The 22,570-nt window shown below is 72.9% G+C and carries 18 protein-coding genes and 2 pseudogenes; 8 read left to right on the top strand and 12 right to left on the bottom strand.

Features of this window, described 5'->3' with window-relative positions; translation table 11 throughout:
* The first annotated feature begins 76 nt into the window (after positions 1-76).
* On the top strand, positions 77-2,224 hold the full coding sequence (locus tag ACQ95T_RS08520) for an ABC1 kinase family protein (protein ID WP_425942828.1): 2,148 nt from the start codon (positions 77-79) through the stop codon (positions 2,222-2,224).
* A gap of 53 nt (positions 2,225-2,277) precedes the next feature.
* On the opposite strand, the gene ACQ95T_RS08515 is transcribed toward ACQ95T_RS08520, so the two are convergent.
* The 8 genes and pseudogenes from ACQ95T_RS08515 to ACQ95T_RS08480 all read right to left on the bottom strand — a co-directional run bounded on the left by ACQ95T_RS08515 (position 2,278) and on the right by ACQ95T_RS08480 (position 7,451).
* A complete protein-coding gene (locus ACQ95T_RS08515) occupies positions 2,278-2,661 on the bottom strand; it encodes a nuclear transport factor 2 family protein (protein ID WP_425942829.1) in 384 nt (127 codons plus the stop codon).
* Positions 2,662-2,732: 71 nt separating this feature from the next.
* Entirely contained in the window at positions 2,733-3,329 is a 597-nt protein-coding gene (locus ACQ95T_RS08510) for an NADPH-dependent FMN reductase (RefSeq protein WP_425942830.1), read from the bottom strand.
* A gap of 110 nt (positions 3,330-3,439) precedes the next feature.
* A pseudogene (locus ACQ95T_RS08505) lies at positions 3,440-4,311 on the bottom strand (DUF5996 family protein).
* 146 nt (positions 4,312-4,457) lie between these two features.
* Positions 4,458-4,535 (bottom strand): annotated as a pseudogene (locus tag ACQ95T_RS08500) (hypothetical protein); the annotation flags it as partial.
* A 173-nt stretch (positions 4,536-4,708) separates the two neighbouring features.
* Positions 4,709-5,236, bottom strand: a complete 528-nt coding sequence (locus tag ACQ95T_RS08495) for a gamma carbonic anhydrase family protein (protein ID WP_425942833.1) — start codon at positions 5,234-5,236, stop codon at positions 4,709-4,711.
* Positions 5,237-5,340: 104 nt separating this feature from the next.
* Positions 5,341-5,901, bottom strand: coding sequence for a mycothiol transferase (locus ACQ95T_RS08490; RefSeq protein WP_425942834.1), 561 nt, complete (start codon positions 5,899-5,901; stop codon positions 5,341-5,343).
* 181 nt (positions 5,902-6,082) lie between these two features.
* A complete protein-coding gene (locus ACQ95T_RS08485) occupies positions 6,083-6,313 on the bottom strand; it encodes a hypothetical protein (RefSeq protein ID WP_425942835.1) in 231 nt (76 codons plus the stop codon).
* 148 nt (positions 6,314-6,461) lie between these two features.
* Entirely contained in the window at positions 6,462-7,451 is a 990-nt protein-coding gene (locus ACQ95T_RS08480; RefSeq protein WP_425942836.1) for an adenosine deaminase, read from the bottom strand.
* A 160-nt stretch (positions 7,452-7,611) separates the two neighbouring features.
* Between ACQ95T_RS08480 and ACQ95T_RS08475 the strand changes: the two genes are divergently transcribed.
* From ACQ95T_RS08475 to ACQ95T_RS08460, 4 genes are all read left to right on the top strand, one after another.
* The gene (locus ACQ95T_RS08475; RefSeq protein WP_425942837.1) at positions 7,612-9,840 is read left to right on the top strand and encodes a BTAD domain-containing putative transcriptional regulator; all 2,229 of its coding nucleotides are present in this window, start codon (positions 7,612-7,614) and stop codon (positions 9,838-9,840) included.
* Between the two features lie 56 nt (positions 9,841-9,896).
* On the top strand, positions 9,897-11,030 hold the full coding sequence (locus ACQ95T_RS08470) for a ScyD/ScyE family protein (protein WP_425942838.1): 1,134 nt from the start codon (positions 9,897-9,899) through the stop codon (positions 11,028-11,030).
* A 444-nt stretch (positions 11,031-11,474) separates the two neighbouring features.
* Positions 11,475-12,593: a pyridoxal-phosphate dependent enzyme gene (locus tag ACQ95T_RS08465; RefSeq protein ID WP_425942839.1), complete on the top strand. Its 1,119-nt coding sequence runs from the start codon at positions 11,475-11,477 to the stop codon at positions 12,591-12,593.
* Entirely contained in the window at positions 12,590-13,834 is a 1,245-nt protein-coding gene (locus ACQ95T_RS08460) for an amidohydrolase (RefSeq protein ID WP_425942840.1), read from the top strand. The genes ACQ95T_RS08465 and ACQ95T_RS08460 overlap by 4 nt, the downstream gene beginning before the upstream one ends.
* Before the next feature lie 38 nt (positions 13,835-13,872).
* Here the strand turns inward: ACQ95T_RS08460 and ACQ95T_RS08455 are convergent, their stop codons facing one another.
* Positions 13,873-15,021 (bottom strand): 6-phosphofructokinase, encoded by a 1,149-nt coding sequence (locus ACQ95T_RS08455; RefSeq protein ID WP_425942841.1) that lies wholly within the window; start codon positions 15,019-15,021, stop codon positions 13,873-13,875.
* 186 nt (positions 15,022-15,207) lie between these two features.
* Here ACQ95T_RS08455 and ACQ95T_RS08450 point away from each other — a divergent pair, with 186 nt between their 5' ends.
* On the top strand, positions 15,208-16,389 hold the full coding sequence (locus ACQ95T_RS08450) for an FAD-dependent oxidoreductase (RefSeq protein ID WP_425942842.1): 1,182 nt from the start codon (positions 15,208-15,210) through the stop codon (positions 16,387-16,389).
* Between the two features lie 135 nt (positions 16,390-16,524).
* On the opposite strand, the gene ACQ95T_RS08445 is transcribed toward ACQ95T_RS08450, so the two are convergent.
* Positions 16,525-17,487 carry an ATP-grasp domain-containing protein gene (locus ACQ95T_RS08445; RefSeq protein ID WP_425942843.1) on the bottom strand — a complete coding sequence of 321 codons (963 nt, stop codon included), beginning with the start codon at positions 17,485-17,487 and terminating at the stop codon, positions 16,525-16,527.
* Positions 17,488-17,796: 309 nt separating this feature from the next.
* On the opposite strand from ACQ95T_RS08445, the gene ACQ95T_RS08440 reads away from it, so the two are divergent.
* Positions 17,797-18,516, top strand: coding sequence for a hypothetical protein (locus ACQ95T_RS08440; RefSeq protein ID WP_425942844.1), 720 nt, complete (start codon positions 17,797-17,799; stop codon positions 18,514-18,516).
* Between the two features lie 262 nt (positions 18,517-18,778).
* On the top strand, positions 18,779-19,381 hold the full coding sequence (locus tag ACQ95T_RS08435; protein WP_425942845.1) for a hypothetical protein: 603 nt from the start codon (positions 18,779-18,781) through the stop codon (positions 19,379-19,381).
* On the opposite strand, the gene ACQ95T_RS08430 is transcribed toward ACQ95T_RS08435, so the two are convergent.
* Both ACQ95T_RS08430 and ACQ95T_RS08425 read right to left on the bottom strand, forming a co-directional pair.
* Positions 19,327-20,397: an alpha/beta fold hydrolase gene (locus tag ACQ95T_RS08430; RefSeq protein WP_425942846.1), complete on the bottom strand. Its 1,071-nt coding sequence runs from the start codon at positions 20,395-20,397 to the stop codon at positions 19,327-19,329. The genes ACQ95T_RS08435 and ACQ95T_RS08430 overlap by 55 nt on opposite strands.
* A gap of 163 nt (positions 20,398-20,560) precedes the next feature.
* A complete protein-coding gene (locus tag ACQ95T_RS08425) occupies positions 20,561-22,552 on the bottom strand; it encodes an LTA synthase family protein (protein WP_425942847.1) in 1,992 nt (663 codons plus the stop codon).
* Between the last annotated feature and the right edge of the window lie 18 nt (positions 22,553-22,570).

The raw sequence follows: 22,570 nt of genomic DNA, 5'->3' as shown, positions 1-22,570 counted from the left end.
GGGGCGGGCCCGGCGACCCACGGCATACCCCCGTGGACCTAGGATCGGTCCTGCCGCGCAGGAGAGGGAGGACCCCGTGACGCCCGTGCTCACGGCCATCGGCTTCGCCTTCAACACCGCCCTGCTCTTCGTGCTCACGCGACGTCTGCTGGGGGTACCGGTCGGGTGGTTCCGGACGCTGCTCGTCGCGATCGTCGTCACCGGGGCGATGAGCGGGTTCCTGGAGCTGGCCAGCGAACGGCTCGGGATCACCAGCGACGGCGGTCTGGCCGAGCCCTCGGACGACCTCACCGTGGTCGCGCTGGTGCTCCTGCTCCTCGTCGCGTGGGGTGTCGCGCTGGGCGTCGGTGGGCTGGTGCTCCTCGAGGCCCTCGTCCCCACCGGGACCCTGCCCTCACCGGTCGCGGTGCTGCGGGACCTGCCCGCCCGGCGTCGACGGAGCCGCCGGTACGGCCAGATCGTCGCCGTCGCGGTCAAGCACGGCCTCGGCGGCTTCCTGCGCGCCGGGTCCCGCCTGCCTGAGGACCACGACCACGCCCGGCTCGGACGGCGGCTGCGGATGGCCTTCAGCGACGGCGGGGTGACCTTCGTCAAGCTGGGTCAGATGCTCGCCACCCGGCCGGACGTGGTCGGCCCCGACCTGGCGGCCGAGCTGGGGCAGCTGCAGGCGGACACCCCGCCGCAGGCCTGGCCGGACATCGAGAGGACCCTCCGCGCCGAGCTGGGTGAGGGGTGGCGGGACGAGTTCGCCGCGTTCGACGAGGAGCCGCTCGCCGCCGCGTCCGTGGGACAGGTCTACCGCGCGGACCTGGCCGACGGTTCGCCCGTCGTCGTCAAGGTGCAGCGGGCAGGGGCGCAGGAGCAGGTGCGTGCGGACCTGGACATCGTGCTGCGGATGTCGCGCTGGCTGGAGCGGACCACGCCCTGGGGCCGGGCGCTGGGCGTGCGGAACCTGGCGGAGGGTTTCGCCGCCAGTCTCACCGAGGAGCTGGACTACCGGGTCGAGGCGGCCAACGCGGCGGCGGTCGCGGCCGGGACCGGTCCCTCCGCGGGTGCGCCGGTCGGCACCGGCCCGCAGGCCCGGTCTCGCGAGGACGCCGGTGCGGACGCGCTCGTGCGCGTGCCCACGACATACCCCTCCCTGACGACGTCGCGGGTGCTCGTCATGGAGCGGGTCGCCGGCGTGCCCCTGTCCCGGGCCGACGCGACGCGGGGGCTGGACGCGACGACGCGCGAACGGCTCGCGCACGCGCTGCTGGGCAGCGTCCTGACGCAGGTGCTGCAGACCGGCGTCTTCCACGCGGACCTGCACGCCGGCAACGTCCTGGTCGAGCGGGTGGGCCGGCCCGCCGGCGACGACGGTGCCGACGGTGCCGACGGTGCCGACAGGCCCGGTGGCGAGGGTGGGAACGACGACGCCACCGGTCCGGCTCGGCTGGCACTGCTGGACTACGGATCGGTGGGCCGTCTGGACCGCACGGCGCGGGACGCGGTGGGCCGGCTGCTGTTCGCGGTGGACCGCGGCGACTCCCTCGGTGCCGTCGACTCCCTCTGCGACGTCATCGACGCACCCGCCGGCCTGGACGACCGTGCCCTGGAGCGCGAGGTCGGGGCGGTCATCTCCCGGGTGCAGAACGGCAGCGCCGGACCCACCACCAGCGTCTTCGGGGACCTCTTCGTGCTCGTGGTCCGGCACGGGTTCACCGTCCCGCCGCAGATCGCCGCCGCCTTCCGGGCGCTCGGCGCGCTCGAGGGGACCCTGCAGGCGCTGCATCCCGAGCTGGACCTGGTGACCGCGTCGCGGTCGGCCGGTCAGGACTACCTCGGTCAGAAGCTCAGCCCCCAGGAGGTGCGCGCCACGCTGGAGGAGCACCTCGTCCACGTCCTGCCCATCCTGCAGCGCCTCCCCCGGCGGGTGGACGCGATCGCGGCCGCCGTGCAGAGCGGTGAGGCGCAGCTGCGGGTGCGCTGGCTGGCCGACCCGTCGGACCGGTCCTTCGTCACGGGCGTGGTGAACCATCTCGTCATCACCGTCCTCGCCTCCGTGCTGGCGCTGAGCGGCGTGCTGCTGCTCGTCGCGCCGGGCGGACCGGCCCTGCCCCCCACGATCGACCTCAACCCGCTGCTGGGCGGGACGCTGTTCCTCTTCGCCTTCGTGCTCGGCGCGCGCTCGCTCGCGCGGGTCTTCCGCGACCCGGGGCCGTCGCCACGCCGGGGCCGCTGAGCCCCACCGAGGAAGCCGTCCCTGGGCGGAGGGCGCGGGTGGTGCGACCGTGGCTACCGGGGCTCGACCGTGTAGCGGATGGTCTGGGCGACGATCTTGCCCTGCTCGATGAGAAAAGAGTCGACACCGTCCCGGACCCTGACCTCGGCGTCCTCGTAGGTCCACTCCAGCAGGCCCATCCGGCCCTCGACGGCGACGTGGGTGTACTCGAAGGCCCGGTGCTCGGGCAGCTCCTCGGCGAGCATCCGGGCCAGCTCCCTGACACCGTCGTGCCCGCGGAACACGCCCCGGTTGATGAGGACCACGACGTCGTCGGCCACGTTGCGCCGGAGGTCCTCGGAGATCATCCGTTCCACGGGCTCATCGACCCAGCTGTTGGCGATGGCGAGGTGATCGTCGAGCACCTGCCGGGCGGTCCGACGGTCGAGGTCGTCCACGGGAAGCTCCTCCTGACCCATTCCTCCATGGTGGAGGCTCGGCGCCGGTGGGGCAAGAGGCCCCCTCGGTGTCAGGCGGCGGCCTCCGACCGCTCCTCGGCGTCGAACTTCCCGCCGCGGACGGCCTCCATCGCCCTGGTCCAGCGCAGGAGCTGGTCGAGCATCGGCCCGACGGACCGCACGACCGGCTCGGTCGGGGCGAGCGTGGAGAAGTTCTCGAAGTCGTGGAACAGCGACAGCGACACGGTGGCCCGCACGTGGGCCATCTGCATCTGGGACAGGATGACGCGCAGGTGCTCGACCGCACGTGCCCCGCCGACCCCGCCGTAGGACACGAACGCGGCGCCCTTGTCCTGCAGCTCCGGGGAGAGGTAGTCGATCGCGTTCTTCAGCGCACCGGTGATCGAGTGGTTGTACTCCGGCACCACGAAGACGTAGCCGTCGTAGCCGTCGACGGCCGTCGACCACCGCTGCCCGGCCTCGCTCTGCGGCGAAGCCATCGACGGCGAGGCCGGCTCGGCGAACACCGGCAGCTCGAAGTCGGCCAGGTCCAGGACCTCGAAGTCGGCGTCGCCGCGGGCGTCGGCGAGCGACTTCACCCAGGCGGCGACCTCGAGGCTCTTGCGTCCCGGGCGGACGCTGCCGGTCACGATGGCGATCTTCGTCACGGTGTCGTTCTCCTCTTCACAGATCGCTGCGGGTAGGTCCCACGGCGCATGTGTGTGAAGCGTCAACTACCGCCGGATGTTCCCCCGCCCGCCGTGGCCCTCGTCACAGCTCAGCGTTCGACCGCCGCCCGGTCCCACCTCGCCGTCGTGGCGGCCGCCTCGTAGGTGCTCTGGAGGAAGTCCAGCAGCACCGCGTCCGGGTCGTCGGCGGCGCGCACGGCCGCGTACGGCAGGACGAACTCGCCCAGCTCCTCGTCGAAGCGCGCAGCGGAGGGCCCCGGCGAGCAGGTCCGGAAACCGTCGGGTTCGGGGTAGGCGTAGGAGTAGAAGAGACCCTCCTCCTCGCCACCGGGCCAGTACCCTGCGCTGCTGACCTCGTGCGAGTAGGCCTCGTGCATGACGTGCGGCCCGCAGTTCGGCACGCCCCCGGGTGCGGAGGTGCACCCCGGCCCGAGAACCGCGTGGTCGCCAGGTCCAGCGCGCCCCAGAACAGGTGCACCGGGCTCGACTTGCCCACGAACCGGGCGCGGAAGACGTCCAGAACCCGCCCGGTCTCGACCATCCCTCGCCAGAACCTCGTCACCGCCTCGGCGTCGTAGGCATGGTGCACCTCGTCGTCGACGAAGGGGATGGCTCCCGGGATCTCCACGGGCACCGGCCAGATCTCGGTGGCGAGGTCGAGCTCGTCCAGCCGCCCCATCAGCGCGGCGTGGAAGTCGCGCACCGACCTCGGCTCGAGGGCCATCGACCCGGCCTCCCCCGTCGTGGTCACGATGTCGAGCCGGTGCGCCACGAGGTCGAGGTCGATGGTGAAGCTGCGCCCGGGCCGGTCGGGCATCAGGGAGGTCGTCAGGCCCCGGCCGGTCAGGTAGAGCGGGGCGTTCCACCAGTGGTTGAGCAGCGGGGTCCGGGCGATCCGGATCTTGCCGACGACCTGCAGCCAGAGGGTGAAGGTGTCCCGCGTGTCGACCCACCCCTCCACCGGCAGCTGCGGCCAGGCGGAGCCGGTCACGTCGGAGACGGGTCGTAGGAGGGCGCCGGTCCGGCCCCGGGGACCTCGAACGCCACCTCGTCGACGTAGCACCACCACCAGTGCTCACCCGGCTCGAACGACCGGATCAACGGATGGTCCTCGTGCTGGCGCCGGTGCGCGGTCGCGTGCTGGTTGGGCGAGCTGTCGCAGCACCCGACGTGACCACACGTCATACAGATGCGCAGGTGGACCCAGCGGTCCCCGGTCCGCAGGCAGTCCTCGCACCCCTGCGCGGAGGGTATGACGTCGCGCACCGTGTCCAGGTGCGTGCAGGGAGGCGTGGCCATGGGTTCTCCTCGGGTACCGGAGGTCTCATGCTAGGGGCGCCCGCCGTCCGGGCGCAGGATCAGGTCAGGGCTTGCCGGTGCAGCTGCGCCAGGCCCGGGTAGTGCCCGATGCCGTCCCGCAGACCGGCGCGCTCCTCGTCCGTCAGCGGGCGCCGCACCCTGGCCGGCACGCCGGCGACCAGCGACCCCGGCGGCACCTGCGTCCCCTCGAGCACGACGGCGCCGGCCGCCACCAGGCACGACTCCCCGACCACCGCTCCGTTCATCACCACCGCCCCCATGCCCACGATCGTGCCGCCACCGACCGAGCACCCGTGCAGCACGGCACCGTGCCCGACGGACACGTCGTCGGCGACCGTCGCCGGGAACCCTGCGTCGGCGTGCACGACCACGTTGTCCTGCAGGTTCACCCGCTCCCCCAGGGTGATCTGCTCGCTGTCGCCGCGGACGGACGCGCCGTACCAGACGCTGCTGCCCGCCCCGATCCGCACGCTGCCGCTGACCACGCTGTGGGGCGCCAGCCAGGCGTCGGGGTCCACCTCCGGCCGCCGCTCGCCCAGGGGCAGGACCAGACCTGATGCCGTCATCGTCGTCTCCTCGCTCCAGATGGATGTCCACCATCCTTCCGCAGCCGGCGCAGGCACGTCCGCCCGTACCGGCCACGACTCCGGGGGGGCCGCGCCGGTCTGTCCTACGTGCCCCGCTCGCTCGAAGGCCCCCCTCCACCGCGCCGGGACAGCAACCCCTTGACGTACTCCGCCTGCCCGAGGTGCTTGGCCGCGTCCTCGAGCACGGAGTAGATCCGCACCGCGACCGTCACCGGCGGGTCCCAGCTCTCGTCGAGGACCCGGCCGTAGTCCTCCTCCCCCAGGTCCTGCAGGAGGCGCCGGGTCAGGTCGTGCACCGCGGCGGCATACCCCTCGAGCAGGGCCGGGTCCCGGACCTCGAAGCGGCTGACGTCCCCGGCGTCCTGGCCGTAGCCGTGCGCGTCCGGGGCGTAGGGCAGGTCGAACCGCTCCTGCCAGCCGTCCGCACGCCATACCTCCTCCTCGCCCGCGACCTGGGCGAGCTGGGCGTCCTGCTGGCGGCTCAGGTGCCACAGCAGCCAGCCGACCGGGTTGGCGTCGATGCCGGCACGCCACCGCAGGTCCTCCGCGTCGAGCCCGTCGAGGACCTCCCTCACCCCCTCCTCGATGCGCTGGAAGCCGTCGAGCAGGACGGCGCGGACGAGGTCGGTCGCAGCAGCGGTCATGCCGTCAGTGTCCCCACGACGAGCGGCACCCCACAACCGGTCGGTCCCGCCAGGGGTGAGCGTCCGGAGCCGGCCCGGTCGTCCCGCGAGAGGCCACGGCCCCGGACGGTCTCGTCCGGGGCCGTGGACCCGTGGGTTGTGCCGACCTGCGCCCGCCGGGGCGGGCGCCGCCGGTGCCGGCTCACTCGAGCGCGTTGAGTTCGGCCCCGAACCAGGTCGTCCTGGAGGTCGCCCGGTCGCCGTCCACGTTCTCGGCGTCGATCGCGGTGCCGCATCCGTCGTCGTCGACGACCACCATGGGGCGCGGTCCCCCGTCGGCGGCGAAGGCGGCCATCCCGGTCGCACCGAGCACCCCCGCGATCGCACCGGCGGACAGGCTCGTGAGCATGCGACGGCCCAGCTGTGCGTTCATCCTCGGTCATCTCCCTGTGTCCGACCCCTGCCCGGGCTCCGCTGCCCGGACCGTCGGGGTGCAGCTGCGTGCTGCACCTCCACCGTGCCTCGCCCGGCTTGTCGTCCGCTCAACGCCGGCCAAACGCCGGTACCGGACGTCCCGGGGGCTACGCCTGCGAGGCCCGCCACTCCTCGATCTCGGCGACCAGCTCCGCCCGGCGCCGCGACGTCACGAAGGCCGCCTCGGCGCTGTTGTGCGCCAGCGTCGCCAGCTCGTCGGTGCTCAGGCCCAGCGTCGAGGTCAGCTCGCGGTAGTTGTCGTCCACGTAGCCGCCGAAGTAGGCGGGGTCGTCGCTGTTCACGGTCACCACCACCCCGCGGTCCATCAGCTCCCGCAGCGGGTACCCGTCCAGCGAGTCGACCACCTGCAGGCGGACGTTCGAGAGCGGGCACAGGGTCAGCGGCACCCGTTCGGCGGCCAGCCTGTCCACCAGCGCGTCGTCCTCCAGCGCCCGCAGCCCGTGGTCGACCCGCTCCACGCCCAGCACGTCGAGGACCTCGGTGACGTTCGCCGCCGGCCCCTCCTCACCGGCGTGCGCCACGCGGCGCAGCCCGTGGGCGGCGGCCAGCTCGAACGCGTCGCGGAACGGTGCGGCCGACCCGGTCTCGGAGGAGCACAGCCCCACCCCGAGGAGGGGCACGTCGACGTCCAGCGCCTCGCGCAGCGCGGCGGTCGCCTCCTCGCCGGGCAGGTGCCGCAGGAAGGTGAGGATGAGACCGGTGCTCACCCCGTGCTCGGTCTCGGCGGCGCCCAGGGCGGCGGACACCCCGCGCAGCGCCACCTCGGCGGGGATCCCCCGGGCCGTGTGCGCCTGCAGGTCCAGGAACACCTCGGTATGCCGCACGCCGCCGGCCGCCGCGCGTGCCAGGTAGGCGCGGGTCAGGTCGGCGAAGTCGTCCTCCGTGCGCAGCACCGCCATGTTGGCGTAGTAGAGGTCCAGGAAGTGCTGCAGCCCGGTGAAGTCGTAGCGCGAGCGCAGGTCGTCGACGTCGGCCCACGGCAGCTCGACGCCGTTCCGCTCGGCGAGGGTGTAGATGAGCTCGGGCTCCAGCGTGCCCTCGAGGTGCAGGTGCAGCTCGGCGGTGGGGATCGTCATGGGGGCATGATGGCAGGACGAGGGCCGTGGGACGGATCCAGGCTCCGGTGTGCTGATCATCTGCGGCACCTACCCTCCGAGGTGCTCGCGCGGGCCGCACCCGACCCCCTACCCTGAGGCGTGACCCCAGGCAGCGGCCTGCTGCGCGAGGAGCCACCTCATGACGGACGTGTCGGCACGGACCGCGGAGCTGCGTGTGCTCGGACCGATGGAGTGCACCACGGCCCGGCCGATCAGCCTGGGCGGGCCCAAGCAGCGGCTCGTGCTGGCGCTCCTGCTCGCGCACGCCGACGAGGTGGTCACCGCGCGCACGCTGCTCGACACCCTCTGGGGGGAGCAGGCGCCTGAGGACGCCCGCCACACCCTCCAGGTGTTCGTGTCCCGGCTGCGCGGTGCGCTGCACGCGGTGGGCGGCACGCTGGCGTGGCAGGAGTCCGGCTACGTGCTGACCGCGCCGCCGGAACGCGTGGACGCCCACCGGTTCGAGCGTCTTGTCCGGGAGGCGGCCCGGCCCGACGGACCGGTGGTCGACCCGGCCCGGCAGCGGGTCCTCCTGGGGGAGGCCCTCTCGCTCTGGCGTGGTCGACCCTTCGGCGAGCTCGGGGACCACCCTGCGCTGATGGCCGAGTGCGACCGGCTGACCGAGCTCAGGCTGCGGGCCACCGAGGCCAGGATCGACCTCGACCTGGCCGACGGACGGCACGAGGCGCTCCTTCCCGAGCTGCGCGCGCTGACCGGCGAGCACCCCCTCGCCGAGTCGCTCTGTCTGCGGCTCCTGCTCGCGCTCCACCGCTGCGGCCGCCGCCCGGAGGCCCTGGCCACCTACGACCGGATGCGGCGGACCCTGTCTCAGGAGCTGGGCGTCGACCCCTCCCGCGCCCTGCAGCAGACCCACCTGCTGCTCCTCGACGACGACCCGCGCCTGGACACGCTCGCCCCGGGCCACCTCGAGGGCGTCGGCACCGGGCCGGAGGCCTCGACGAGGGACCGGAGGACCCCCTCGGTGGCCGTGCTGCCCTTCGAGGTGCTCGGCGGGGACCAGGCCGAGCTCCTCGCGGCCGGGCTGCACGCGGAGCTGCTGGTCGAGCTGGCGAAGGTGGAGCGGTTGACGGTCGTCGGGCGGTTCTCGGTCCTCGGGTATGCCGGGACCGTCAGCCCGTTGCCCCGGATCGCGGCCGAGCTCGGTGTCGGGACGGTCGTCACCGGTTCGGTCCGGGTGTCGGGCGACCGCCTCGCGCTGGCGGTGGAGCTGGTGGACGCCGCCGACGGGCGGCACCGGTGGGCGGAGAGCTACGACGTGGCGCTGGCCGCCCCGGACCTGCTCGGGGTCCAGTGCGAGCTGGCGCGGGACCTCTCCGCCGCCCTGTCGCGCCGGTTGGTCGCCGACCTGCCGTCGACCACGTCCAGTCTCGAGGTCTACCGGCTCGTGGCCGAGGGCCGGCTGCACTTCGACCGCAAGACCGAGGACGACTTCGCCCGGGCGACGGAGCTGTTCCGGCGGGCGATCGACCTCGACCCCGACTACCTGCCGGCGTGGCTCGGCCTGGCCGAGGCGCTCGCCCTGACGGCCGACTACGCCTACGGCGACCGGGAGCGGCTCCTGACCGAGGCGGAGTCGGCGGTGGAGCGCTGCCTGACCCTGCGCCCGACGGCCCCCGAGGCCGACGTCGCGCGCGGCCTGATCGCCGAGGCCCGGTTCCACGCGCCCGCCGCACGGGCCGCATACGCCCGGGTCCTGCGCCACGTCCCCGGACACGCCGACGCGCACAGCTGGACGGCCTGGATGGCGCTCACGGTCGGGCGGCCCCGCGAAGCCCTCCCGGCGGCCCGCCGTGCCGTGCAGCTCAACCCCCTCTCGGCCGAGGCGGTCAGCAACCTGGCCCTGGCCCTGCTCGCCGGCGGAGACCCGGCGGCGGCCCACGCCGAGGCACAGCGGGCCGTCGCGCTCTCCCCCGGTTTCACGACCGCGCGCTACTACGCCGGTCTGGCGCTGTACGACCTGGGCAGGTTCGAGGACGCGGTCGAGACCCTCTCCCCGCTGGCCACGACCACCTCGGGGGCCCTGAGCACGGCCTGGGCCGGTCACGGGCCCGACACCGCCCTGGCGCTGAGCCACGTCGCCACCGGGGACGCGCCCGCCGCCCGCACGGTGCTCGCGGCGATCGACCCGCACGAGCACCCCGTGGAGGCGGGGCTGGTCCACCTCGCCCTGGGCGAGGCCCGGGAGGCGGCCGAGGTCCTCGACCGGCCGGTCTCTCCCGGTTACGGCCCGGCCATGCTGTTCCACCTCCACTTCAGCGACGTCTGGCAGCAGCTCGACGGAGACCGCCGGGGACGGCTCGAGGACCGCATCCGGCGGTCGTGGAACGACATGGTGAGCGCGCGTTGAGCGGCTGGTGAGCGCCCGACGGGATGGTGGTGCCTCCACGAGGAGAGGACAGATCCATGAACGCCACCCCGTCCCGCCCCCGGAACGACGCGACGACCCCCCGACGCCTGGCCGCCCTGTCGCTCGGTGCGACCCTGGCGGCGGCGACCGTCGCGGCGCAACCGGTCGCGGCCCACGAGGCCGACCCGTCCTTCAGCGTGCCCGCCCCCGCCTACGACCTGGCTGCCGTACCCAACGGCGACCTGCTCGTGACCACCGGCAGCGACCTCGTGCGGATCGACCCGGACACGGGCACGACCAGCGAGTTCGGCGGCGTCCCGCACCTGGAGGGGACCGCGGTCCAGGGGGTGGCACCGGTGGGTACGGGCACCTCGTTCGTGGCCCGCGGCGCCCTGGACCTCGCCGAAGGCGCAGGGGTGTGGAGAGTCGGACCAGGGGGTGCGCGGCTCGTCGGCGACATCGAGACGTTCGAGCGGACCCACGACCCCGACGGGGCGGTCTGGAAGGACCCGCGGTGCGAGGACTACGGCGGCTTCTCCGAGGGTCCGCAGTCCAACCCCTACAAGCTGGCCAGGCTGTCGGGCGGCGAGGTCGCCCTGGCCGACGCCGCGGGCAACACCGTGCTGAGCGTCCGGGCGAACGGCCGGGTGGAGACCATGGCCGTGCTCACCCCGCCCCTGGACGAGCACGGGGAGCCTCGCGTGCTCTTCTCGCTGGCGGACGGCACGCCGTGCTACGTCCAGCCGGTGGCGACGGCCGTCACCCTCGGACCGGACGGCGCCCTCTACGTGGGTGAGCTGACCGGAGAGGTCAGCCAGGACCCCGCGCTCATGCTGCAGTCCGGGCTCTCCCGCGTCTGGCGGCTCGAGGCGGACGCCCGCGACGTGCAGTGCCCCTCGGCCGAGTGCACCCTCGTGCTGGAGGGGATGACGTCCGTCGTGGACCTCGACTTCTCCCCGGAGGGTGACCTCATGGTCACCGAGCTCGACGAGGCCGGCTGGCTGGCGATGCTCGTGGGCGCGGCGGAGGGCGGGGCCGTCCACCGCTGCGACGTCGCCGCGGGCACGTGCACCGTGGCGGCGGACGGGCTCACGATGCCGAACGCCCTCGCCTATGACCGCGACGGCCAGGCGTGGCTCCTCGATAAGATCCTCTTCGACCCCCGGGTGCGGGCGATCGACCTCGGGTGAGGACCTCGGGTGGGGACCGTGACCCTCACCCGGACCAGGTGACGTGGCCCCGTTTTGCTCGGGGGATCGGGGCCACGTCACCGCCGGGGCTGGACAGGTCGGCCGGCTGGGCACGTCGGCCAGCTGGGCACGTCGGCCGGCTGGGCACGTCGGCCGGCTTTGACGGTGCGCACCAGGGTCTCGTCGTCGTCGCGGTGGGACGCAGGCCGCCCAAGAGCCTCTGGCCCCACCCCGGCGTGTCGCGCACTGTGCACCAGCCGCTGCGGCGTGTCGCGCGCCTGGACCCCGGTGCTGCAGCACGCGACACGCCGCAGCGGGAGCGCCGGCATGTCACCAGCCGCATCCCACCGCGTGCGAGCCGTCGCTGGTCCTGGCCCCGTGGCCCCGTGGCCCCGTGGGGACCGCAGCCCCGCCGCCCGCCGCCCGACCCGGCAGACTGGCCGGATGACGTCCTGGTCCAGCAACCCCTCGGCCCGCCGGTGGTCGCTGCCCGACGCCACGGGCGGCGCCCGCGACTTCCACCGCACCCTGCCCGGCTACGCCCCGAGCCCCCTCGTCAACCTGCCGGCCCTGGCCGAGGAGCTGGGCGTGGGCCGGGTGCTGGTCAAGGACGAGTCCTCCCGCCTGGGCCTGCCGGCGTTCAAGATCCTGGGCGCGTCCTGGGCCTGCCGTCAGGTGCTCGACCGGTCCCCCGGCGCCGAGCTGGTCACCGCCACCGACGGCAACCACGGGCGGGCGGTCGCCCGGACGGCCCGGGAGCTGGGCACGACCGCCACGGTCTTCGTCCCCGCCGTCATGCCCGCCAGCACGGCCGCGCTCATCGAGGGCGAGGGGGCGCGGGTGGTACGGGTCGACGGCGACTACGACGACGCGGTCCGGGCGGCGGCGGACCACACGGCGGCACCGGGCCGGGAGCTCGTGCAGGACACCGCCTGGGAGGGATACGAGGACGTGCCGGGCTGGATCGTGGAGGGCTACCGGACGCTGGTCGAGGAGGTCGACGAGCAGCTGGGACGCCGACCCGACCTGGTCGCCGTCCCCGTGGGCGTCGGCTCCCTGGCCCAGGCGGTGGTGTCGCACTACCGGCAGCCCGAACCCGTGGACGACCCGGACGGACCCGCGGACGACCCGGACGGACCCACGGACGACCAGGACGGACCCGTGGACGACCAGGACCGTCCCGCCGCCCCGCACCCGACCCGGGTCCTGGCCGTCGAGCCTGCGACCGCAGCCTGCCTGCTCACCAGCCTGCGCGCGGGCTCACCCACCTCGGTCCCCACGGCCGGCACCGTCATGGCCGGGATGAACTGCGGCACCGTCTCCGCCCTCGCCTGGCCGGTCCTGCACGACGGGTGCGACGCCGCGGTCGACGTCACCGACGAACAGGCCCTGACCGCCTCCCTCGACCTCCAGGAGCTCGGCGTCTCCTCGGGCCCCTGCGGCGCAGCCACGCTGGCCGGCGTCCGCGCCGCGCTCGGCAACCTCACACGACGGGCCGACCTGGACCTCCCGGCGGACGCCGTCGTCGTCCTGCTCAGCACGGAAGGGGTCGATGCGGCATGACCGACGTGATCACGCCCTTCGACGTCGAACGCGCACTCGGCGGGCAGCTGCGCGACTGGCGCCATCACCTGCACCGGCACCCGGAGACCGCGTTCGAAGAGCACGCCACGGCCGACGTCCTCGCCACGACCCTCGAGAACCTCGGGTATGCCGTCGCCCGCGGCGTCGGGGGCACCGGCCTGGTCGCCTCGCTCACCCGGGGCGACGCGGCGAACCGGAACAGCGCCCCCGCCTTCCCCGCCGGTGACGAACCGGAGCCCGAGCGGCCACGGGCGGTCGGCCTGCGCGCCGACATGGATGCGCTGCCCATCCAGGAGGTCGAGGGCCGTGAGCACGGGTCGACCAACCCCGGGGCCATGCACGCCTGCGGCCACGACGGGCACATGGCGATGGCCCTGGGCGCCGCCGCGGTGCTGGCCGAGGAGGGCGGCTTCGAGGGAACGGTCCGGCTCGTCCTCCAGCCGGCCGAGGAGCCCGGCCGCGGCGCGCAGGCGATGCTCGACGACGGTCTGCTGCAGCGGTTCCCGCTCGACGTGCTCTACGGTCTGCACAACCTGCCCGGCATCCCGGCGGGGCACCTGCACGTGCGCCCGGGCAGCATCATGGCCAGCGAGGACAACTTCACGATCACCGTCCACGGCCGCGGCGGGCACGCCGCCCGTCCGGAGGCGGTCGTCGACCCGCTCGTGGCCGGCGCCGAGATCGTGCTGGCGCTGCAGACGGTCGTCGCCCGCAACGTCGAGCCCCTGCGCCCGGCCGTCCTGTCCTGCACCGGGTTCGAGACCGACGGTGCGCGCAACGCCATACCCTCCACGGTCCGGATCACCGGGGACACCCGCAGCTTCGACCCGCGGGTCCAGGCGCTGCTGGAGGAACGGATCCGGGCGGTCGCGACCGGGGTCGCGTCCGCGCACGGCGCCAGGGCGGAGGTGACCTACACCCACGAGTTCGCCCCGACGGTCAACGACCCGCAGGTCACCGCCCGGGCGGTCGCGGCCGCGGTCGCCGCGCTCGGCGAGGGCCGGGTCGTCGCCGACTGCGACCCGGTCATGCCGAGCGAGGACTTCGGGGTGCTCGCCCGGCACGTCCCGGCGTGCTTCGCGCTGCTGGGCAACGGCACCGGGCCCGGCCGCGGCGGGACGCCCCTGCACAGCGCCGACTACGACCTGAACGACGAGATCCTTCCCGCCGGGGTGGCGTTCCTCGTCCAGGCGGTCCGGGCCGAGCTGCCGCCGACCTGATCCTCCTCCCCGCCCCACCGGTGAGGCGCGGCCGGGCGTCAGTACAGGAACATCGGCTTCCCGCGCACGTGCCGCACCATCGGCCGGTAGTTCGCCGTGTCGTAGAGCTCGCCCACGTCGACCCGCTTGACGCCCTCCCCGGTCACCGAGATCGGCACGCTGCTGTAGCTGCCGTTGCGCAGCGCCACCATCCGCCCGGTCGACCCGTCCAGCGCCAGGTCGGCGGCCATGACGGCGTAGTTCGTGGCGACCATGAGGTCCAGCGAGTCCGGGCTGCCCGACCGCATGAGGTAGCCGACCTGCTGGTAGATGATCCCCTCCCCCGTGCGCTCCTTGATCAGCTCGCCGGTCACCTGCCCGATGCCGCCCAGCTTGCGGTGGCCGTAGGCGTCGGCCTCCCCCGAGAGCATCATGTCGCCGCCGCGGACGGTGGCCCCCTCGGAGATCGTCACCATCGCGTAGTTCGACGGGTTCGCCGCCTTGTCCGCCATCAGCAGCTCGCAGACCCGGTCGATGTCGAAGGGCACCTCCGGGATCAGGGCACGGTCCACCCCGGCGAGGTATGCCGTGATCAGCGAGGTCTCCCCGGAGTAGCGCCCGAACAGCTCGACCACCGCGATCCGCTCGTGCGACCCGGTCGAGGTGCGCAGGTTGTGGATGAACTGCACGCCCCGCGTCACGGCCGTGGAGAAGCCGATGCAGTAGTCGGTGCCGTTGACGTCGTTGTCCATCGTCTTGGGGATGGCGATCGTCGGCACGCCCTCCTGGTGCATCCGCAGCCCGTAGGACAGGGTGTCGTCGCCCCCGATCGGGATGAGCACGTCGATGCCGGCGGCCTCGATCACCCGCAGCACGTGCGGTGTGAGGTCGTGCGGGCCGGCACCCTCGACCGAGTCGGCCAGGAAGTCCGGCACGTCGCCGGTCTTCACCTTCCCGGGGTTGGTCCGCGAGCTGTGCAGGAACGTCCCACCGGTGCGGTCGACGGTGCGCACGCCCACCGGGTCGAGGTCCAGGAGGTGCTCGGCCACCGACGACGGGTCGTCCAGGTCGGTGCTCAGCAGACCGCCCCACCCCCGCCGGATGCCGGTCACCTGGTGGCCCTGCTCGTGGACCCGGTTGACCACGGCCTTGATGCAGGGGTTGAGCCCCGGGACGTCTCCGCCGCCGGTGAGGATGCCGATGCGCACGTGCTTCTCCTGCCGCTCTGGCCGGAGCAGCTGCGCCCCGGCCGTCGTGTTGGTGCGCGTCAGGCTAACGGAGGCACGCCCCCCGGCGCTCGACCCGCCGCCGCGCCGCCTGCGCGACTAGGGTCGCTGCATACCCTGCACCACCCCGCAACCACCCACTGCACCACGCAACGACGGGAGCACCCCATGGTCTGGCACGACGTCGTCGTCGTCGGCGGAGGCAACGCCGGCATCTCCCTGGCCGCCCGGCTGCGGCGGATCGGCGCCCGTGACGTCGCGATCGTCACGCCCGACCGCCCGCACCGCTACCGGCCGATGCTCAACTACGTCGCCGGCGGGCAGGCGTCGATGAGCGAGCTGACCCGCGAGGCCGCCGACGTCGCGCCCGACGGGTGCACCTGGCTGCGCTCCCGCGCCGTCGCGGTCCACCCGGAGCAGCGCGAGCTGGAGCTGGAGGGCGGCGAACGGGTCGGCTACGGCGACCTCGTGCTGGCCCCCGGGCTCACCGAGGACCTGGAGGGCATGCCCGGTCTGGCGGCGGCGATGGAGGCGGGGTGGTCCACCACCGCGCACCTGGAGACGCAGGCCGAGCGCACCTGGACCGCGATCAGGGGTATGACGCGGGGCCGGGTGGTCTTCACCATCCCTCCGGAGCCCTCCCCCTGCGGGGGCACGGCGCTCAAGCCCCTGTTCCTGGCCGTGGACCACTGGCGCGAGCAGGGGGTCCTGGCGGGGATCGACGTGCACCTGGTCACGCCGTACTCCTCGGTGCTGGACCTACCGTTCGCCGACCGCCGGCTGGAGCCGCGCCTGGCCGAGGCGGGCGTGAGCGTGCACCACGGGTCCACGGTCGCGGCCGTCGACCACCAGGCCCGCACCGTCACCCTCGCCGGAGCCGCCAGCGGGGTGCTGCTCGACGAGGTCGACCACGCGTTCGTGGTGCCCCACTACCGCGGGCCGGAGTGGCTGGCGCCGCTGGCGGGCGGGACCGCCGGGCAGGTGGACGTCGACCCGGGGACGATGGCCCACCGCACGGCGCCGCGGGTGTGGAGCCTCGGCGACGTCGCGGCGCTGGGCACCCGGCCCTCGGGCGGGGCGCTGCGCCGCCAGGTCGAGATCCTCGCCGACAACATCCGCGCCGCCCGGCTGGACGAGCCGCTGAAGGACTACGACGGCTACACGATCGTCCCGATCACCGTCGACCGCCGGCACCTGTTCCTCGCGGAGTTCGACCGGACCGGCGCCCAGCAGCAGACGACGGGCCTGGTCGACCTGACGGTGCCGCGCCGCTGGTTGTGGGCGTTCGACCGGTATGTCGAGCCGATGATCTACTTCCGGTCGCTGCTCAAGGGGCGGCTGATCCCCTGAGTCCGGCCTCGCGTAGAGGCGGCTGCAGAGACCCGTGCTGCCCTCCCTCCTGGAGGTCATGAACCGGGCGGCCCTCCGGTTCTCCGGGCGCCACCTGCGGACCCGTCCGGGCCGCGGACGGACGGGAGCTGAGGCTCAGAGGCTCTCGGCGACCGACCGCAGGTACTGCACCAGCGCCCGGGGCGCGGACCGCGGTGCCGCCTGCTCGACCACGGCGTTGTAGTTGGTGTTGGTGTTGACGTCGTAGGTCAGGATGCGGCCGTCGACGGACTCGATGAACTCGATGCCGCAGACCTCGATGCCGTTGGTGCGGGCGAACGCCAGGTACTTCTCGATGATCGGGTGGTCGAAGCCCTCCCGCAGGGAGAAGAGCTGCTGGCCGATCTCCGGTGCCAGCGTCGCACCGGGCGGCATGATCGGCTGACCGGTCGCCGGGTCGACCGCGCAGGCGTCGGCCGGGCACAGCTGGAAGCCGCCGCGCGCGGTGTCGGCCTCGATGGCGTAGATGAACTCCCCGCCGACGATCTCGACCCGGGTGATGCTCGGGCGGGCGGGCACGACATACTCCTGGATCAGGGTGATGCCGTCCTGCGGCTCCTCGAACTCCTCGGAGTGCACGTAGTCCGCCAGCTCGGCGTGGTCCTCGAACTTGCGCACGCCGAGCCCCTTGCCGCCCTGGTTGTGCTTGGTGACGAAGGGCGCGGGCACCGCCGCGGCCGCCTGGACCACGTGCTGGCGGCCGATCGCGGCCACGGTGCGCGGGGTCTCGATGCCGGCGGCCCGGAGGCGGGCGAGCTGGTCGACCTTGCTCATCTCCAGCTCGAGCACCTGGCGCCCGTTCACGGTGCGCCGACCGTGGGACTCCAGCCAGGACAGCACGGCCCGGGTGTAGTCCTTGGACAGGTGGTGCTCCCGGGTGTGCGCCGAGGCGCTGATCCGCGACCAGAAGACACCCTCGGGCGGCGTGGAGTCCAGGTCCAGGACCCCGTCGGTGAGAAGCCACTCCTCGACGTGGACGCCCTCGGCGGCGAACGCCTCGGCGAAGGGCGGGAACCACTCGGGGTTCTCGTGCAGGGCGTAGATCGTGGGGGTCGTCATGGTGATCAGCTGTCCTTTCAAAGGAAGATGCCGTGGCCCGGGCCCATGGGCAGGTCCAGGAAGAAGGAGACGGTCAGCACGGAGGCCCGGGCCAGCCGGAGACGATGGAGAAGGGCAGCCCCGGGCGAGGCAGCCGTCTCCTCGGTCAGGTGGACCGGTAGGCACGGCTCGGCAGTCCTCGATCCATGACACGTCACCTTAGGTAAAGAGTAGGTGATGTTATGCATCGATGAGGTCGGTGTTACCTCACCCCCGCATTCCCGACCCGGCGAAGTACTACGATGGGGCGTAGTGAGGAAGTGACGCCACGTGCGCGTGTCCACCCGGCCCCAGAGCCCGCCCTCCCCCGTGCCGGTCGATCGAGCAGCCCGGTCCGGCGCACGGGTCGCGCTCGCCACGGGGGCCCTGACCCTGATCACCTTCGCCCTTGCCCTGACGGCGCTGCCGGACCGGGTGCCCTACCCGTTCACCGACGAGGTGATCGCCGCACAGTGGCCCGGGGACTACCTCTGGATGTACCCCGCCATGGTGCTGATGGTGCTCTTCGTCGCCCTGGTCGCCACCGTCCACGAGCGCACGGCCCCGGAACGGAGGGTCCACAGCCTCCTCGCGGTCGCGCTGGCGGCGATCGCCGCCGGCGTCCTGCTGGTCGACTACTGGGTGCAGGTGACCGTGCTGCCCGTGAGCCTGGCCAAGGGTCAGCTGGACGGATGGTCGATGCTCACGCAGTACAACCCCAACGGGGTCTTTCTCGCCCTGGAGGAGCTGGGCTACGTGCTGATGAGCCTGGCACTGCTCAGCCTCGTGCCCGCCCTGCCGACCGGGACCCGTCCCGCTCGCGTCCTGCGCCGGCTGTTCGTCGGGAGCGCGGTGGCCGTGGCCGTCTCCTTCGCCGTGGTCACCGCCCTCGAGGGGCCGGACCGGGGCGACACCTTCGAGATCCTCGTCATCTCGCTCGTGTGGCTGACCCTGCTCGTCGCCTCCCCCCTCCTCGCCCTCGTCCTGCGATCCCCGAAGGAGCACGCATGACCACCTCCGCCCCCCGCTCGGTCCCTCTCTGGTCCCTCCTCGTCGCCGTCCTCGTGCTCGTCTCCAGCGTCACGGGCCTGACCGACCCCGACGTGTACGCGCAGGAGACCCTCAACTGGGCCACCCAGGCCAAGGGGCAGGACGTGGGCAACCTCCTGGCCGTCGCCGTCCTGCTCGTCTCGGCCGACCGCTGGCGCCGCGGGTCGTCCCGTGCGGGCCTGGTCTGGCTCGGCACCTGCTCTACCTCGTCTACGCCTTCGTCGTGTATGCCGTGGCCGTGCACCTCAACGACCTCTTCCTGGTCTACGTCGCCGTCCTCGGCCTCAGCGCCTGGGCGCTCGTCTTCCACCACGGCCCGCTGCGCCGGGCCGACCTCACCTTCCCGGCAGGCCGGGTGCGCCGCACGGCTGCAGCAGTGAGCATCGGCGTCGGTGTGCTCTTCGGCGGCCTGTGGCTGGGCGAGCTGGTCCCGGCGCTCCTCGCGGGCGAGGTGCCGGCGAGCATCGTCGAGGCGGGCCTGTGGGTCAACCCGATCCACGTCGTCGACCTGTCGATGGTGCTGCCGGCCTTCGTCCTCACCGGCGTGGCGGCCTGGCGCGGCCGGGCGTGGGGCCTGCTCTGGCTGGGCCCCTGGCTGGTCTTCTCGGCCCTGATGGGAACGAGCATCGTGGCCGCCATGCTGCTGATGGCCGCAGGCGGGCAGACCGGCACGCTGCCAGCCACCGTTCTGGTCTCGGTGGTGACGCTCTTCAGCCTCGCGACCTCCGTCGCCTACCTGGCGGGGTCGGACGAACCCCTGCCAGGGTCGCCTCACACCTCCGAGTCGAGCAGCTCCTTGAGGTTCGCGTCGACCTCGCCCAGGTAGGACTCCTCGAACCCGAACAGCCCGAAGTGCCCGGCGATCGAGTGCAGCGTGCGCAGCTCGCTGCCCGCCACCATCGCCTGCTCCCGCTCGCAGTCGCGGGGCGGGAAGAACATGTCCTCGTCGATCGGCATGACGAAGGTCTTCGCGCTGATCCGGCCGAGGGCCGCGGCCAGGTCGCCGTCGCTGTTGCGCGCGACGTCGCCTCGCTGCCACTTCCACGCCATGGACAGCAGCGCGTTCGGGTCCATCGCCGCGAACGTTGGCCGTAGGAAGCGGTCCCGGAACTCCTCGAAGGTGTCCCAGGTGACGTCCGGCAGCTCCACGGTGCGCCAGAACTCCGACCGCCAGAACTCGGTGGACAGGCCCATCACGGCCCAGATGTCGGCGTGCCGGCGCAGCCCCTCGCCGACGTCGGCGACGGCGGCATACTCCCCGCCGTTCCATCCCGGGTCCGAGGTGATGGCGTCCATGAGCGTCTGGGTGAACAGGAAGTCGTGCGGGGTGTTCTGCGCGGTCCCGGCGATCATCGCGGCCCGCTGCACCTTCTCCGGGAAGCGCACCGCCCACTCCCAGGTCTGCTGCGCGCCCATCGACCCGCCGACCACGAGCGCCAGCTGCTCGATGCCGAAGACCTCACGCAGCAGCTGCTCCTGGGCCCGCACGTCGTCGCCGATCCGCACGTGCGGGAAGGAGGACATGGCGATCTCGCCGTCGGTGTTGTGCGGGGAGGTCGACAGGCCGTTGCCGATCTGGTTGACGACGACGATGAAGTACCTCGAGGGGTCCAGCGCCCGCCCCTCGCCGATGTAGGCCAGCTCCCACGTCTGGTGGGTGCCGGAGAACCAGGTGGGGATGAGGATCGCGTTGTCCTTGGCCTCGTCGAGCTCGCCGTAGGTCGCGACCGCCAGCTGCAGGTCGGGGATGACCCCGCCCTCCTCCAGCTCGAACCGGCCGATCGAGCGGAGCTCGTAGGCTCCCTGCACCTCGGGGCTGTAGAACGGGTTCTCCAACGTCATCTCTGTCTCCTCGTCGAGCAGGGTCGGGGTGCGGCGAGCCTACCCAGGGGTCGGTGTCGACGGGCGCTCCCCCACCCGTGGACGGGTCTGCTGGATGGGGATCGTTGAGAGACCTCGTGGCCGAGGGCTGCCGGTCGTCGTGGTCACGCTCGACATCAGCCGTTCACCGGTCGACGATCACCCCGTAGTAGTCGCGGTCCAGCACCATCGCCGAGTAGTAGAACCGCCGGTCGACCTCGTCGGAGACCGCCTGCCGGTAGCCCTCCGGCACCTCCACCCCCTCGGCGGGCGTGAACTCCTGGGCCACCGCGTCATACCTCCCCTTGTCGGTGAGGAAGCTCCGGTCGCTGAAGATCACCAGCGGCTCGGCGTCGGAGAAGACGTCCCGGCCCATGAGCAGTCGCGAGTCGAACTCCAGGCCCATGAGGTTAGACACCGTCGGGATGATGTCCATGCTGGAGACCGGCTCGTCGACCGTCTCGGGCTCCATCCCCTCGGCGTGGACGACGAGGCCGTTGCGGTAGAGCTCGACGTCGTCCACCTCCTGCCCCGCCAGCTCCTCGATCTGCCCCCGCGTCAGCCCGTAGGGGTAGTGGTCCGAGCTCAGCACGATGAGCGTCCGGTCGGCGACGCCGGCCTCCTCCAGCTCCTCCAGCAGCAGCTCCAGCGCCCGGTCCAGCTCGATCTGCGTCGCCAGGTAGGCCCTGCCCGCCTCGGAGTAGGGCAGGTCCTCGACGAGCTCACGGTTCTTCGCGGCGATGAAGTTGCCGCCGAAGTTGTACTGCAGGTGTCCGCTGACGGTCATGTAGTAGGCGTGGAAGGGCTCCTGCTCGAGCACCTCGGCCGCGGTCAGCTCGATCATCTCCACGTCCGACTCCGGCCAGGTGGGGGTCACGTCCAGCCCGCTGCCCAGTCCCTTGTAGTCGTAACCGAGGTTCGGGTGCGACACGTCCCGCCGGTAGTAGTCGTAGGTGTGGTTGTGGTAGGCGAAGGTCGCGTAGCCCAGGCGGCCCAGCTGGTTGCCCATCGCGAACGGCATCGCGTTGTCGCCGGACTGGTACATGCTCCAGACCCCGCTCTTCGGGATGAGCCCGGTGGTGGCCACGTACTCCCCGTCCGAGGTGCTCACGCCCCACAGGGGGGTGTAGAAGTCGGTGAACCGGAACCCCTCCTGCGTCAGCTTGTGCAGCGTGGGCGTGACCTCGGGGTCGACGGCGAGGTGGGAGAAGCCCTCGGCGGTGACGAACACGAGGTTGTAGCCCTCGAACCGGCCGGTGTGCTCGTTCTGGGCGGTCGGTTCCCGCGCGGCGAAGTACTCGTGCAGGGCGCGCAGCTCCTCGTCGTCCTCCTCGGCGGCGAGCCGCTCGAGGTCGATGTCCAGCACGTTGTGCTCGACCACCGCCTCCCGGGTGGGCTCCGCCCGGCCACCCGCGGTCTGCCTGGCCCCTTCCGCGGAAGGCTGCTCGGTGCCGGCCCCGTCGGGGGTATGCCGTGGGGGCGCCACCGCGGCAGGAGGCGGCTCCTCCCCACCGAGGCCGAGCAGGTTGCGCTGCAGGTCGACCCGCATGGTGGTCACCAGGCCGAGCCGGTTGACCGCCGTGACCGGGTGCTGGTCGCGGTAGTACATGTCGTAAGCGCTGTTCTGCCCCCGGTCGCCGAGGTTGATCCCGGCCAGGGCCACGCCGACGGCCAGGGCCAGCAGTCCCACTGTCACGGCCTGCTGCCGCCAGGAGGCACGCGGGCGGGCGCCCGCCCGCCACCGCGACGCGAGGAAGATCACGAGCGGGACGGACAGTGCCAGCAGCCACCAGACGTTCTCACCGACCTTGCCCGCGATGTCGGCCGCGAACTCGGCCACCTGTCCGGCGTTGGTGGCGGAGAAGACGGTGTAGAAGGTGCCGAAGATGTCGTAGTAGATCAGCTGCGACATGAACAGCAGCGTGAGGAACGCCAGGGCGAGCCCCACCACCGCGTCGCGGGCCCGCCCGGGCAGCAGGCCGGCCACCAGCGAGATCACCAGGGCTGCGACCCCGGCGAAGACCGCGGCCCAGACGAGCCCGACGGTCAGGAAGGGCGCCTCGGTCCGAGCTCGCAGGACCAGCTCGAGGAAGAGGACCGCGACCAGGAGGAACCGCACGAGGGCGAGCGGCCTCACGCCGGCACCCCGACCGGG

It is taken from the genome of Ornithinimicrobium carbonis, from assembly GCF_050703245.1.
In the GTDB taxonomy this organism is placed as follows: Bacteria; Actinomycetota; Actinomycetes; order Actinomycetales; family Dermatophilaceae; genus Ornithinicoccus.
The sequence above is the reverse complement of the archived record's forward strand: the minus strand, read 5'-3'. Positions and strand labels throughout refer to the sequence as shown.

Coding starts and splice junctions, on each gene's coding strand:
- ACQ95T_RS08475 (WP_425942837.1), top strand. CDS start 7,612: ATGACGGACGTGTCGGCACGGACCGCGGAGCTGCGTGTGCTCGGACCG.
- ACQ95T_RS08445 (WP_425942843.1), bottom strand. CDS start 17,487: ATGACGACCCCCACGATCTACGCCCTGCACGAGAACCCCGAGTGGTTC.
- ACQ95T_RS08465 (WP_425942839.1), top strand. CDS start 11,475: ATGACGTCCTGGTCCAGCAACCCCTCGGCCCGCCGGTGGTCGCTGCCC.
- ACQ95T_RS08470 (WP_425942838.1), top strand. CDS start 9,897: ATGAACGCCACCCCGTCCCGCCCCCGGAACGACGCGACGACCCCCCGA.
- ACQ95T_RS08495 (WP_425942833.1), bottom strand. CDS start 5,236: ATGACGGCATCAGGTCTGGTCCTGCCCCTGGGCGAGCGGCGGCCGGAG.
- ACQ95T_RS08485 (WP_425942835.1), bottom strand. CDS start 6,313: ATGAACGCACAGCTGGGCCGTCGCATGCTCACGAGCCTGTCCGCCGGT.
- ACQ95T_RS08490 (WP_425942834.1), bottom strand. CDS start 5,901: ATGACCGCTGCTGCGACCGACCTCGTCCGCGCCGTCCTGCTCGACGGC.
- ACQ95T_RS08430 (WP_425942846.1), bottom strand. CDS start 20,397: ATGACGTTGGAGAACCCGTTCTACAGCCCCGAGGTGCAGGGAGCCTAC.
- ACQ95T_RS08460 (WP_425942840.1), top strand. CDS start 12,590: ATGACCGACGTGATCACGCCCTTCGACGTCGAACGCGCACTCGGCGGG.
- ACQ95T_RS08450 (WP_425942842.1), top strand. CDS start 15,208: ATGGTCTGGCACGACGTCGTCGTCGTCGGCGGAGGCAACGCCGGCATC.
- ACQ95T_RS08480 (WP_425942836.1), bottom strand. CDS start 7,451: ATGACGATCCCCACCGCCGAGCTGCACCTGCACCTCGAGGGCACGCTG.